Consider the following 12,982-nt stretch of genomic DNA (forward strand, 5'->3'; position numbering starts at 1 on the left):
TCATTAGTCTCCGAGGAGCGACAGCCATCGGGGCTGTTGTTGTTCGGGGATTTTTCTCGGTATACATAGCGGTGGGTCACGAGTGGTTGGGGAGTGGTAACACTTCGCTTCCACAACGTATTCCCGGGTGTGGGGTGCAGGTCGTCGTATGTCCGGGCCACTGGCTATCGAGGCGAGGGATTTGACGAAGGTGTACGGCGAGGAGGTCGCCGTCGAGGGGTTGGACCTCTCGATTCCGGCGGGGACGGTGTACGGGTTTCTGGGGCCGAACGGGGCGGGGAAGACGACGACGATGCGGATGTTGACGACGTTGACGGTGCCGACGCGGGGGTCGGCGTCGATTGCCGGGGCGTCGGTGGCGGACCGCGACGCGGTGGTGCCGCGAATCGGCTATTTGCCGGAGGAACCACCGTTATTCGACGAGCTGACCGGCCGCGAGCAACTGGAGTACATCGCGGGGTTGCGCGACCTCCCGGAGCGGGAGGGGGCGGCGCGCATCGACGAACTCCTCGACCGGTTCGGGCTGGCGGGGGACGCGGACAAACGCATCAGCGCGTACTCGAAGGGGATGAAGCAGAAGACGGGAATCGTGCAGGCGCTCCTCCACGAGCCGGACGTGGTGTTCTTAGACGAGCCGACGTCGGGGCTGGACCCGCGGGCGGCGCGAACGGTACGGGACACCATCGCGGCGTTGGCGGCGGAGGACGCGACGGTCTTCCTCTCTTCTCACATCCTCTCGGTCGTCGACGAGCTCGCGGACACGGTCGGCGTACTGTTCGACGGTGACCTGGTGGCGGAGGGCGCGCCGGACGCGTTGAAGCGGCGGGCGGCGTCCGGGGAGCAGCAGAGTCTGGAGGACGTCTTCTTCGAAGTGACGACGGAGGACGAGCCGTGAGGGGATTCCCGAACCCGTCGCACGCACTCGCTATCGGTCGGTTCGAGACGGTCCGCCGGTTTCGCGTCGTCACGGGGAGCGCCCTCCAGTTGGTGGCGCTCGCCGTCGGCGCGCTGTTCCTCGTCGGGGTGGCGTTCGGGGCGGCGGCCGGCGCGTACGTGGTCGGCGGGCAGCTCGCCGCGGGAGCGGTCTCGAACGCGGCGACGTACGCGACGTGGACGGCGTCGGGTATCGTGCTCGGTCTCGGCGGGCTGACGGGCTTCCGAATCGTGGGCGAGCAGGGCGAAATCGACCACGAGGCCGGGATGCTCACCACCGTCCCGTATCGGGACGTGGTCGGCGGCATCCTCGTCGCGGAGCTGGTGGGCGTCGCGGTGTATCTGACGCCGCTCGCGCTCCTCGTCGGCGGCGGGCTGGCGGTCGGCTCCGGCTCGCTCCTCGCGGGCGTCTGTGTGCCGCTCGCGGTGGGTGTGCTCGCGGTGTTCGCGGTGACGGCCGGGCACGCCGTGGGGTACGTCCTCCGCGCCGGCATCGCGCGGTCGCCGTTCTTCGCCGCGCACAAGTCGAAGCTCGCAGTCGGCGTCTTCCTCGCCTACATGTACTTCGTGACGGTCTATCAGGACTTCTCGGTCTTCCGCCCGCTGCTCGACGCCGTCGGCGGGACGCCGGTCGGCTGGGTCGGGCTCGCGCCGCTCGCCGCGCTCGGCACGGCGTCACCCCTGCTCGCGGTCGCCGGGTTCGCCGCCGTGGCCGCCGTGACGCCGGTCTGCCTCCGCGCGGCCGTCGCCGCGGCCGGCGACGCCTGGTACACTGAGACGGTCGCCTCGACGCGGGCGTCCGGGGAGCACGAGGAGACGTCGGTGGCGGGCGGACGGCTCGCGAGCGCGGTCGGCGGGCCGTCGGCGTGGGTCGCGCGCATCGCGCTGACACGCGCCTACCGCCGCCCCATCAAGGTCGTCTTCGTCCTCTACCCGTCGTTCGCGCTGGTCACGCCGCTCGCCGATATCGCGCAGACGGGCGAGGTCCCCGGCGCGCTCCCGGTCGTAATCGCCGTCTACGGCGCGTGGGCGGCGGGCGCGGGGTTCGCCTTGAACCCGCTCGGCGACGACGGCGCGATGCTCCCCGTGACGCTCACGAGCGGGCTCTCCGGGCGCGCGTACGTCCGGGGCCTCGTCACGGCCGCCGTGCTCGCCGGCGCGGGCGTCGTCCTCCCCGCCGCGCTCGTGCTCGGCGTTCTCGTCCCGCTCACACCGACCCAGCTTCTCACGCTCGCCGCCGCGACGCTCGCGCTCCTCGTCGGCGGGTCGATGCTCGCGACGGGCGTCGGTTGTGCGTTCCCGCGGTTCGACGCCGTCCGCATCTCGCGGAGCCGCCGCGTCGTCGCGCCGAGCCTCATCGCGTTCGCCGTCTACTCTCTCGTCCTCTTCATCGTCTCCCTCCCCGGGCTCGCGACGCAGAGCACGCTCGTCGCGTCCGGCATCGGGAACGCCGTCGGCCTCTCCGCCGAGAGCGTGCAGGTGTTCGGCGCGCTCGTCACCGCCGGATTCGTCGGCGTCGCCGGCTACGTGAGCTACCGGTCCGCGGTCGACGCCGTCGACTCGTACACGCTCTAACCCCGGTGATTTATGGCTCTCTCGGCCGGCGAGTAGACTACATGGTCATCTACGAGGCGGACGTCCCCGGCGTGGGGAAGCGCTACGAGGTCGAGGCGGACGACGGCTCGCGGCTCGTCGTCATCGTCCACCACGACGGGAAGCGCGAGATATTCCGCCGGCCGAACGCGGACGCGGACGCGGAGAAGCTCTTCGACCTGTCGTCGACGCAGGCGAAGGACGCGGCGAACGTCCTCCAGGGGGCGGACTTCCAGCCGCTCGACCTCGACAACGCGGACGTCCCGCTCGGCGGCGCGGTCATCGAGTGGGTGACGGTCCCTGAGACGTCGCCGCTCGTCGGGGAGACGTTCGCGGACGCCGGTATCCGCGAGCACACGGGCGTGACGGTCGCGGCCGTGCAGCGCGGCGACGACACGCTCGCCAGTCCCGGCGCGCGCACGACGCTCGAAGCCGGCGACGTCCTCGTCGTCGTCGGCACGCGCGAGGATCAGCAGGCGCTGGAGACGCTCCTCCGGACCGGCTCGCTCGACTAGATGGCGGCGTTCTCTCTCCTCGAAGTCGGGATCGCGCTCCTCGCTATCGCGCTCGCCGGCGCGCTCGCCCGGCGGTTCGGCCAGTCCGTCATCCCGGCGTACATCGCGGCCGGCATCATCGTCGGCCCGCACGTCCCGACGAACCTCTTCGGCGTCTCCCTCCGGCTCGTCGAGCACACGGCCTTCATCGACACCATCGCGGAGCTCGGCGTCGTCCTCCTCCTGTTCTTCCTCGGGCTGGAGTTCCACGTCGAGACGCTCTTCTCGAACACCCGGCGCGTCCTCGGTATCGGCGCGCTCGACTTCGCGGTGAACGCCGCGGTCGGCGTCGCCATCGGACTGCTCTTCGGGTTCGGCGTGACCGGAACCGTCCTCCTCGTCGGCATCGTCTACATCTCCTCCAGCGCCATCATCACGAAGTCGCTCACGGAGGCGGGGTGGCTCGCGAACCCGGACGCGGAGGTCATCCTCAGCACGCTCGTCGTCGAGGACCTCCTCATCGCCGTCTACCTCGCCGTCGTCTCCGCCGTCGTCATCGGCGGCGGCACGCTCTCCGAGGCCGCGGTCACGGTCGGACAGTCCTTCGTCTTCCTCGCGGTGCTCGCCGCCGCGGCGTCCCTCGGCACGAAGCAGGTCGAGCGCGTCTTCGACATCAACTCGGACGAACTCTTCGTCCTCCACGTCTTCGGCGTGCTCGTCGTCGTCGCCGCCCTCGCGCTCTCGCTCGGCGTGAGCGAAGCGGTCGCGGCGTTCTTCGTCGGCACCGCGTTCACCGGCACGTCGCTCGTCGAGCGCATCGAGACCGCGCTCACCCCCCTCCGCGACGTCTTCGCCGCCGTCTTCTTCTTCTCCATCGGCCTCGTCACCGACCTGCTCGTCGTCGCCGACGTCGCCGTCCTCCTCGCCGTCGCCGTCCTCCTCACGACCGCGAGCAAACTCGTCTCCGGCGTCGCCAGCGGCCGCCTCTACGGCCTCTCCGACCGCCGCTCCGTCCGCGTCGGCCTCGGCCTCGTCGCCCGCGGCGAGTTCTCCCTCATCATCGCGACGCTCGCCGCCACGAGCGCCGTCCCCGAAGTCCGCGACCTCGTCCCGGCGTTCGCCGCCGGCTACGTCCTCGCCATGAGCCTCCTCGGCACGCTCTGCATCCAGTACGAACCACGCATCGCCCGCGCCGTCGGCCTCGCCGACACCTGACCGCCCACCTCGCCGCGACTTCCTGCCCCGCTTCGCTGCCGAGCGGATAGCGGGCTGACACGCCTCGCCCGCGGTTCCGGGCGTTCGAGCGCGATTCTCCGGATGGATTTATGAGGGCCGCGCACCGGATACCACCACGATGGCGGGCGCGGGACGCGAGGCGCGGAGGGAGCGCGCGTGACCGGAGAGCGCTCGCTCCGCGCCGCCCTCGACGCGCTCGCCGACTCCATCGTCGTCCGCGGCTTCGGCCCCGCCGGCCACGCCGCCACCGACACCGACGTTGCCACCGATACCGACGCGGACACGGACACTGACGCGGACACCGCGAGCGACGGCGACTCACACCCTGCGGGGGCGAGCGCGGTTCCCGCACACGTGGACGCGACGGCGGTTTTCGCCGCCGTGGAACTCGGCGACGCGACCGGGGACGCCGTCGCGGCCGTCGACGCGCTCGCGCCCGACACGCTCGGCGTCGTCGTCGCGGCCGTCCCCGACGGCGGCCTGAACCAAGAGGCGTGGGCGGCGCTCCGCGACCTCCGCGCCGCGGCCGACGCCGTCGTCCTCGTCGGCGGCCACGGTGACGCCGAAACCGCGCTCCGAGCGGGCGTCGCGGTCCTCAGAGACATCGTCGAGGGCGTCGGCGTCGTGAACCTCGACCTCGCGGACCTCCGCACCGTCCTCGGCGACCACGACCTCGCCGTCCTCGCGAGCGGGCACGCGGACCCCGGCGACGCGAACGCGGCCGTCGTCGGCCGGACGCTCGACGCCGCCCCGCCCGGGTTCGGGTTCGCGCAGGCCCCGACGGTCCTCGTCCACGTCGTCGGCGGCCCCGGCGTCACCGTCGAAACCGCGGGCGACGTCGTCGCGGGCGTCCGCGAGCGCGTCGCGTCCGACGCCCACCTCATCTGGGGCGCGACCGTCGAGGACGACCGCGACCCGGACGCCCTCGACCTCACCGTCGTCGTCGGCGGCGTCGAACCGCTCGCCGGCCCCGACGACCCCTGCCCGCGCTGTGGCACGCCGCTCGTCGGCTACTCGCTCGGCGAGCGCTCTACGACCTTCTGCGAATCCTGCGGCTACACGGGCGTCGAACGCTCGCTCCGCTGACTCGGTCGACTTGTCCTGCCCGGAGGATGTAGGAGTTCATGCGAGCGTGGCGACCGCGTACGTCGCGACGACGACCCAGAGCGCGCCGATACCGAGTTCCGTGTAGACGACGAGGTCGGCGATAGAACCCGTCTCGTACCACCGCTGGCCGTCCAGCCGATAGCGGCCGTTCTCGACGCGCGTGAGGCGTTTGAACTTCGCGTCGTTGCTCCGGAGAAGGGCGTCGTCGACGCGCTCGACGTAGTCTTCGATTTCGCTCCGCCGGTCCCACGCGGCGTTCCGCCCGCGCCGGTAGCGGAGCGACCAGTTCGAGAGGAGGCAGAAGAGGAGCGCGCCGACGGCAGCGACGCCCGCGAGCTCCGCGAGCCGGCCGTTCCAGTAGAGCCGGCTCGCCACGTCGAGGAGCAGGCCGAACAGCGCGAGGGAGACGTAGAACGACTGGATGAGGAGCGTCTCCTTGTTCCGCCCGTCTTCGGCGGCGTTCTCGTAGTCGGCGAGCAGGAGGTCGCGCCGCCACTCGCTCTCTAACGCGGCTTCGACGGCCGCCGGGTCGTAGTCGCCGTAGTCCACGCGCCACTGTCCCCGGAACGCCGCACCGGTTCCCGTCGATTCCTCGTCGCTTCCCACCGAGCTGTCGGCGTCGCCCTCGGCTGATTCCCCGCCACTTCGGGGCGATTCATCGGCGTCGTCTCCCGCGCTCATGCGTCGCGGTCACCGCGTCGAAAAATAAACCTCAGGGTGGGCTCTCACTCGCGGTCGGCGAGCGCCTCCTGGTACGCCTCTCGGGTGTCGATGTCGCGGCGGACGCCGGGGTCGCCGGTCTCGACGAGCGCGCTCCGCTCGCCGTCGAGGAGGATGGACTTCCCGCCGACGTCGCCGTCGACGTCGGCGAGCGCGTCGAAGTGCCGGGCGTCGAAGAGCACGGGATTCCCTCGTCTCCCCTCGTAGGCGGCGGCGAGCGCGGTCCACTTCCTGGTGGCGTAGACCGCGAGCAGGGCGTCGACGCTCGCGGGCGCGACGAACGGCATGTCGCCGAGCGCGAAGACGGCGGCGTCCGCGCCGGCGTCACGGGCCGCGCGAACGCCCGCTGCGACCGACGTCGCCTGCCCCCGTTCGTAGTCGGGGTTCTCGATGAGGTCGACGGAGAGACCGGTGAGGGCGTCGCGTACGCGGTCGGCGTCGTGCCCGAGGACGACGACGACGCGGTCGACACCGCTGTCGCGGAGGGCGCGGGCGGCGCGGCGGACGAGCGGTTCGCCGTCCAGTGGTGCGAGGAGTTTGTTCGCGTCGCCGTACCGGCTGCTCGTCCCGGCGGCGAGCAGGACGCCGACGACCGTCGACGGGGTTGACGGCGGTGTCGCGTCCGCGGATGGCGTGACGACCGGAAGCTCGTCGCGCGCGCGGTCGGCTGGCACGTCTCGACGTAGCGTGCGCGGGGTAGATAGGCGTTGTCCGCACGCGCCCGCAACGATAATCCTTCACGAATATTCGGCAACGTGGTGGGTCGTGGATGGGGGGCTGGGATACCTTTTTGCTGTGTGGTATCCCTAGTCACACCGTCCGATGGTGACAAGGACTTGGTGTGTTCGTCCGGGGTGACGGCGCGCCTCAACACTCGACGGAGCGGCCGAGGCCCGAGACGCGAACCACGCCACGGGAACACAGACGACACATGGCAGAACACGACATCACGCTCACCGTCAACGGTGAGGACCACGAACTGACCGTCGAATCGCGCACGCTCCTGGTACACGCACTCCGGGACGAACTCGGCTACACCGGCCCGAACGTCGGCTGCGAGAGCACGCTCTGCGGAGCGTGCACCGTCCACGTCGACGGCGACGCCGCCAAATCCTGCACGCTGCTCGCCGTGCAGGCCGACGGGAAGGAAATCACGACCGTCGAAGGGCTCGCGGAGGGCCGTGACCTCCACCCGATACAGGAGTCCTTCCAGGAAGAACACGGCCTCCAGTGTGGCTACTGCACGCCGGGGATGATTATGACGACGAAACAGCTCCTCGAAGAGAACCCCGACCCGAGCCGCGAGGAGATTCGGGAGGCCCTCGAAGGCAACCTCTGTCGCTGCACCGGCTATCAGAACATCGTAAACGCCGTCGAGAGCGCGGCCGGGAAGCTCCGCGGCGCACAAGCACACGGGGACTGACGCATGTCAATCGAAACCATCGACGCGGACGAGGTACCGATAGAGGAAGTGCTCGGCTCGGCCGTGAAAAGACGCGAGGACCCCTCGCTCATCACGGGCCGCGCGGAGTACACCGACGACATCCAGCGGCCGAACATGCTGCACATGGCCGCGACGCGAAGCCCGTACGGGCACGCGAAGGTCGGCGACATCGACACGAGCGAGGCGGAAGCGATGGACGGCGTGGAAGCGGTCTTCACGGCCGCGGACTTCGACGTCCCCGGGGAGATTCCGGTGGGCTGGCTCCTCGAGAGCCTCCGCACGCCCCCGCATCCGATTCTGGCGAGCGAACGCGTCCGCTATCAGGGCGACGCCGTCGCGGTCGTCGTCGCGGACTCGCGGGCGGTCGCCGCCGACGCCGCCCAGGCCGTCGACGTGGAGTACGAGCAACTCGACGCCGTGACGAGCCCCGGAGACGCGCTCGCGGAGGGCGCACCGACGCTCCACGACGAAGACGACGGGAACGTCGCGTTCGAGTGGGAGCTCGGCGACGCCGAGAAGACGAGCGCGGCGTTCGAGGACGCCGACGAAATCGTCGACATCGACCTCGTGAACCAGCTCCTCATCTCGAACCCGATGGAGCCGCGGGCGACGGTCGCCGAGTACGACGCGGGGTCGGACGACCTGCGCGTCCACATGACGTCGCAGAACCCCCACCTGCACCGCCTCCTGATGTCCGGGGTCATCGACCACCCCGAGCAGAAACTCCACGTCCGCGCGCCGGACGTCGGCGGCGGGTTCGGCGCGAAAATCCACCACTACGCGGACGAGGCGCTGACCGCGCTCTGCGCGCGCGAACTCGAACGACCCGTGAAGTGGGTGGCGACGCGCACGGAGGGCTTTCAAACTGATGCGCCCGGCCGCGGCCACGAGACGAGCGCGCGGATGGCGCTCGACGCGGACGGACACATCACGGGCTTCGAGGTGGACACGAAGGCGAACCTCGGCGCGTACCTGTCGACGTTCGCGCCCGCCGTCCCCACGTACCTCTACGGGACGCTCCTCTCCGGGCAGTACGACATCCCGGCCATTCACGTCGAGGTGACGGGCGCGTTCACGAACGTCCCGCCCGTCGACGCCTACCGCGGCGCGGGACGCCCGGAAGCGTCCTACCTCGTCGAGCGCATCGTGACGCAGGCGGCGAGGCAGATCGGCGAGGACCCCGCCGAGTTCCGGCGGAAGAACTTCGTCGACAGCGACGACTTCCCCTACCAGACCGAGGTCGCCGTCGAGTACGACTCCGGCGACTACGAGAAGACCCTCGACGCCGCGCTCGACGCCATCGACTACGACGCCTTCCGCGAGGAGCAGGAACTCGCGCGCGAGGACGGCAAATACCTCGGCATCGGGCTCTCCGCCTACATCGAGGCGTGCGGGCTCGCGCCCTCCGAGCTCGCCGGGCAGCTCGGCGCGCAGGCCGGGCTCTGGGAGAGCTCGCTCGTCCGCGTCCACCAGTCCGGCACCGTCACCGCCTACGTCGGCACGTCCGGGCACGGCCAGGGGCACGCGACGACGTTCTCACAGATCGTCGCGGACGAACTCGGTATCCCCTACGACGACGTCGAAATCGTCGAGGGCGACACCGACGAAGTCCCGCAGGGCATGGGGACGTACGGCTCGCGGAGCGCCGCGGTCGGCGGGAGCGCGCTCGTGGAGAGCGCGCGGAAAATCGTCGAGAAGTCCCGTGAAATCGTCGCCCACCAACTCGAGGCGGACGCAGAAGACGTCGAGTTCGACCACGGGACGTTCCACGTCGCGGGCGCGCCCGAGCAGTCCGTCGGCATCCAGGAAGTCGCGGGCGCGGCCTACCTCGCCCACGACCTCCCCGACGACATGGAGCCGGGGCTGGAGGCGACGTCGTTCTACGACCCGGACAACTTCGTCTTCCCGTTCGGCCTCCACGCGGCCATCGTCTCCGTCGACCCCGACTCCGGCGAAATCGAGGTCGAGCGGTACGTCGCCGTCGACGACGTCGGGAACCAGATTAACCCGAAAATCGTCGAAGGCCAGATCCACGGCGGCGTCGCGCAGGGCATCGGGCAGGCGCTCTACGAGGGCGCGCAGTACGACGAGAACGGCACGCTCCTCACGGGGAGCCTGCAGGATTACACGGTCCCGAAGGCCGAACAGATTCCCGAGCTGGAGACGGAGAGCACGGTGACGCCCTGTCCGCACAACCCACTGGGGGTGAAGGGCGTCGGCGAAGCGGGGACGATCGCGGCTCCGCAGGCCGTCGTGAACGCCGTGACGGACGCGCTGCAGCCGTTCGGCGTCGACGACATCGAGATGCCGCTCACGGAAGAGCGCGTGTGGCGGGCGGTCGAGGAGGCGAAGTAGATGTTCCCGAAACAGTTCGACTACTACGAGGCGTCGAACGTCGCGGAGGCGTTCGACCTGATGGACGAGCACAGCGACGAGAACGCGGAACTCCTCGCGGGCGGGCACAGCCTGCTCCCGACGATGAAGTCCGGGCTCGCGAGCCCGGACGCCCTCATCGACATCGGCGGTATCGCCGACCTCCGGGGCATCGAAGAGGACGGTGATTCGACGCGCATCGGCGCGCTCACGCACTACGCGGACATCGCCGACCACGACGGCCTGCACGAGCACGCGCCGGCGCTCGCCGACGCGGCGAGTCAGGTCGGCGACGTCCAGGTGCGGAACCGCGGGACGATCGGCGGGAATCTCGCGCACGCCGACCCCGCCTCGGACCTTCCCGGGGCGGCGCTCGCCGCCGACGCGACGCTCCTCTTGGAGAGCCGGGACGGGAGCCGAGAGGTCCCGGCGGACGAGTTCTTCCTCGGGATGTACGCGACGGACGTCGGGCCGGGCGAACTCGTGACGGGCGTCCGCGTCCCCCACGAGGACTCGGCGGGCGGCGCGTACGCGAAGAAGCCCAGCCCCTCCTCGGGGTACGCGATGGTCGGCGTCGCCGCCACCGTCGAAGTCGAGGACGGCACGGTCACGAGCGCGCGCATCGGCGCGAACGGCGCGATGGACCACGGCGTCCGCCTCCAGCCGGTGGAGGACGAACTCGTCGGCGGCCCCGCGACCGAGGACGCTGCCGAGGCCGCGGGCGAACACGCCGCCGACGACCTCGACGTGGACTTCATGATGGACGACAATCAGGCGTCGGCGGAGTTCCGCGCGCAACTCCTCTCCGTCTACACGGGCCGCGCGGTCGCGGCCGCCATCGAGCGCGCGACCTGACGCCCCGACCACGCCCAGTTTTTACCCCGTGAACACGAACGATTCCCACACGATGAGACGAACGCGAGGACGACCATGACGGACGCCGCCGACGCCACGCGCGGGTTCGACGACGTCTCGGAGGCCGACATCCGCGCGGTGTTCGACGGCGAGGACTACGTCGCCGAGGACGACATCGTGACGACCGTGCTGCTCGCGCTCCGGCTCGGGAAACCCCTGCTCGTCGAGGGCGAACCGGGCGCGGGGAAGACGGAGCTCGCGAAAGTCCTCGCCGCCGGCTTCGAGACCGAACTCGTCCGCCTCCAGTGCTACGAGGGGCTCGCCGCCGAGAACACCCTCTACGAGTGGAACTACACGAAGCAACTGCTCGCCGTGCAGTCCGGCGAGGCCGGCGTCGCCGACGACAACTCCGTCTTCACGGAGGACTACCTCTTAGAGCGCCCGCTCTTGCGCGCGCTCCGCGGCGGGCGGAACGGGCGACCGCCCGTCCTCCTCATCGACGAGGTCGACCGGGCGGACGAGGAGTTCGAAGCGCTCCTCCTCGAACTCCTCTCCGACTTCCAGATTTCGATTCCCGAACTCGGCACGGTGTCGGCGAGCGTGCCGCCGGTCGTCGTCATCACGTCGAACCGGACGCGCGGGCTCTCGGACGCGCTGAAGCGGCGGTGTCTCTACCTCTACGTGGAGCCGCCGAGCGAGGAGAAAGAGCGCGCCATCGTGGAGCGGAAGGTCCCGGAGCTCGGCCGCGAGGTCGCCGAGGACGTCTGCCGCGTCACCCACCGCCTGCGCGAGGAGCCGCTGCGGAAACGCCCGGGCATCGCGGAGACGCTCGACTGGGCGTCCGCGCTCTCCGTGCTCGACGCCTCGGACGGAGACCTCACCGTCGCGGACGCCCGGCGGACGCTCGGCTGTCTCCTGAAGGACGCCGAGGACGTCCGCCGCGTCGACGACGACCTCCTCGCCGACCTCGTCTCGGAGCCGTGAGCGTCGACCCCGATACGCTCCGCGACGAACTCCTCCGGTTCGTCCGCGAGCTGAGCGAGTCGAACGTCGCGGTGCCGGCGAACGGCGCGCTCGCGGCGGCGCGCGCCCTCGACGCCGTCGAGCGCTTCGAGGAGGCGCAGGTCCGCGCGGCGCTGCGGGCGACGCTCGTGACGCGCGAGGCGGACCTCGAACCCTTCGACCGGCTCTTCTCGGTCTTCTGGACGCGGGTCACGGGCGAGGGGTCGCCGGCGTACGCGGACGGCCGCCTCTCCGACGACGTCCGGCCGGAGACGGGCGTGTCGGCGAGCATCGGCGGGACGGACCCGAACGCGTCGGAGGTCGGCGACGACCGCGCGAGCGGCGGGTCGGCGGCCGGCGCGGGCGCGACGGTGACGCCGGGGTCGAACGACGCGGACGCGGACGCCACGACGGCGCAGTACAGTCCCGCGGGCTCCCCGGACGAGTTCTCCGCGGACGCCGTCGCCGTTCGAGACACCGCGCGCGTCGAGGCCGCGGTCCGCGCGTTCACGCGCGCCGTCGCCGACCTCCCCGGGCGGCGCTGGCAGCAGAGCGGTCGGGGGCGGCCGGACACGCGAGCGGCGCTCCGGCGGAGTCTCAGCGCGGGCGGCGCGCCGCTCCCGCTCCCCGAGCAGTCGCGGAAGGAGACCGCGGCGAAGGGCATCGTCCTCGTCGACGTCAGCCAGTCCGTTCTCGACACGGTAGATAGGGGATTCCTCCTGCAGTTCGTCGCGGCGCTCCGCCGGGAGTGGCGGCGGACGCGCGTGTTCTTCTTCGATACGGACGTCCGCGAAGTCTCGACGGCGTTCGACGCGCCGAGCATCGCGGCGGCGGTGCGCGAACTCGAAGCCGCGCAGACGGAGTGGGGCGGCGGGACGCGCATCGGGCACGCGCTCGCCGAGGTCCGGGATACGTATCCGGACGCGGTGGACTGGGCGACGACGGCGGTCGTGGTGAGCGACGGGCTGGAGCGCGGCGAGCTCGACGAGCTCGAGGGCGCGATGGCGTGGCTCTCGCGGCGCGCGAGCCGCGTCCTCTGGCTGAACCCGCTCGCCGTCTCCGAGCGCTACGAGCCGACTGCGCGCGGCATGGCGACCGCGCTCCCCTTCGTCGACGGCCTCTACGGGTTCGCCGGCCCCGACGACCTCGAACGCGTCGCCGCGGAGCTCGCGCAGTACGGGCCGCGCACGGAGCTCGCGGCGCGCGGCGGCCGCGCCTGAGGTGT

Annotated in this window: 12 protein-coding genes; 10 read left to right on the top strand and 2 right to left on the bottom strand. The window is 71.1% G+C overall.

What is annotated here, in order from left to right:
- Positions 1–148: 148 nt before the first annotated feature.
- The 5 genes from IEY26_RS06550 (at position 149) to IEY26_RS06570 (ending at position 5,342) form a co-directional block, all read left to right on the top strand.
- Positions 149–895: an ABC transporter ATP-binding protein gene (locus tag IEY26_RS06550; RefSeq protein WP_188977154.1), complete on the top strand. Its 747-nt coding sequence runs from the start codon at positions 149–151 to the stop codon at positions 893–895.
- Entirely contained in the window at positions 892–2,508 is a 1,617-nt protein-coding gene (locus IEY26_RS06555; RefSeq protein WP_188977156.1) for a hypothetical protein, read from the top strand. The genes IEY26_RS06550 and IEY26_RS06555 overlap by 4 nt, the downstream gene beginning before the upstream one ends.
- Positions 2,509–2,549: 41 nt before the next feature.
- Positions 2,550–3,041, top strand: coding sequence for a cation:proton antiporter regulatory subunit (locus IEY26_RS06560; RefSeq protein WP_188977158.1), 492 nt, complete (start codon positions 2,550–2,552; stop codon positions 3,039–3,041).
- Positions 3,042–4,235: a cation:proton antiporter gene (locus IEY26_RS06565; RefSeq protein WP_188977160.1), complete on the top strand. Its 1,194-nt coding sequence runs from the start codon at positions 3,042–3,044 to the stop codon at positions 4,233–4,235. It begins immediately after the preceding gene.
- A 177-nt stretch (positions 4,236–4,412) separates the two neighbouring features.
- Positions 4,413–5,342, top strand: coding sequence for a zinc finger domain-containing protein (locus IEY26_RS06570; RefSeq protein WP_188978886.1), 930 nt, complete (start codon positions 4,413–4,415; stop codon positions 5,340–5,342).
- 36 nt (positions 5,343–5,378) lie between these two features.
- On the opposite strand, the gene IEY26_RS06575 is transcribed toward IEY26_RS06570, so the two are convergent.
- Both IEY26_RS06575 and IEY26_RS06580 read right to left on the bottom strand, forming a co-directional pair.
- A complete protein-coding gene (locus IEY26_RS06575; protein ID WP_188977162.1) occupies positions 5,379–6,044 on the bottom strand; it encodes a hypothetical protein in 666 nt (221 codons plus the stop codon).
- Between the two features lie 44 nt (positions 6,045–6,088).
- Complete coding sequence (locus IEY26_RS06580) at positions 6,089–6,757, bottom strand: nucleotidyltransferase family protein (protein WP_188977164.1); 669 nt, start codon at positions 6,755–6,757, stop codon at positions 6,089–6,091.
- 257 nt (positions 6,758–7,014) lie between these two features.
- Here IEY26_RS06580 and IEY26_RS06585 point away from each other — a divergent pair, with 257 nt between their 5' ends.
- The 5 genes from IEY26_RS06585 to IEY26_RS06605 all read left to right on the top strand — a co-directional run bounded on the left by IEY26_RS06585 (position 7,015) and on the right by IEY26_RS06605 (position 12,977).
- Positions 7,015–7,506, top strand: coding sequence for a (2Fe-2S)-binding protein (locus IEY26_RS06585; protein ID WP_188977166.1), 492 nt, complete (start codon positions 7,015–7,017; stop codon positions 7,504–7,506).
- Between the two features lie 3 nt (positions 7,507–7,509).
- Positions 7,510–9,882: a xanthine dehydrogenase family protein molybdopterin-binding subunit gene (locus IEY26_RS06590; RefSeq protein ID WP_188977168.1), complete on the top strand. Its 2,373-nt coding sequence runs from the start codon at positions 7,510–7,512 to the stop codon at positions 9,880–9,882.
- Complete coding sequence (locus IEY26_RS06595) at positions 9,883–10,755, top strand: FAD binding domain-containing protein (protein ID WP_188977170.1); 873 nt, start codon at positions 9,883–9,885, stop codon at positions 10,753–10,755.
- A gap of 75 nt (positions 10,756–10,830) precedes the next feature.
- Positions 10,831–11,739, top strand: coding sequence for an AAA family ATPase (locus tag IEY26_RS06600; RefSeq protein ID WP_188977172.1), 909 nt, complete (start codon positions 10,831–10,833; stop codon positions 11,737–11,739).
- On the top strand, positions 11,736–12,977 hold the full coding sequence (locus tag IEY26_RS06605) for a VWA domain-containing protein (protein WP_188977174.1): 1,242 nt from the start codon (positions 11,736–11,738) through the stop codon (positions 12,975–12,977). The genes IEY26_RS06600 and IEY26_RS06605 overlap by 4 nt, the downstream gene beginning before the upstream one ends.
- The last annotated feature ends 5 nt before the right edge of the window (positions 12,978–12,982 follow it).

It is taken from the genome of Halocalculus aciditolerans (assembly GCF_014647475.1).
GTDB lineage: Archaea > Halobacteriota > Halobacteria > Halobacteriales > Halobacteriaceae > Halocalculus > Halocalculus aciditolerans.

What these genes read in the sequence shown, in the direction of transcription:
- IEY26_RS06550 (WP_188977154.1), top strand. Translation starts at nt 149, where the DNA reads ATGTCCGGGCCACTGGCTATCGAGGCGAGGGATTTGACGAAGGTGTAC.
- IEY26_RS06560 (WP_188977158.1), top strand. Translation starts at nt 2,550, where the DNA reads ATGGTCATCTACGAGGCGGACGTCCCCGGCGTGGGGAAGCGCTACGAG.
- IEY26_RS06565 (WP_188977160.1), top strand. Translation starts at nt 3,042, where the DNA reads ATGGCGGCGTTCTCTCTCCTCGAAGTCGGGATCGCGCTCCTCGCTATC.
- IEY26_RS06575 (WP_188977162.1), bottom strand. Translation starts at nt 6,044, where the DNA reads ATGAGCGCGGGAGACGACGCCGATGAATCGCCCCGAAGTGGCGGGGAA.
- IEY26_RS06585 (WP_188977166.1), top strand. Translation starts at nt 7,015, where the DNA reads ATGGCAGAACACGACATCACGCTCACCGTCAACGGTGAGGACCACGAA.
- IEY26_RS06590 (WP_188977168.1), top strand. Translation starts at nt 7,510, where the DNA reads ATGTCAATCGAAACCATCGACGCGGACGAGGTACCGATAGAGGAAGTG.
- IEY26_RS06595 (WP_188977170.1), top strand. Translation starts at nt 9,883, where the DNA reads ATGTTCCCGAAACAGTTCGACTACTACGAGGCGTCGAACGTCGCGGAG.
- IEY26_RS06600 (WP_188977172.1), top strand. Translation starts at nt 10,831, where the DNA reads ATGACGGACGCCGCCGACGCCACGCGCGGGTTCGACGACGTCTCGGAG.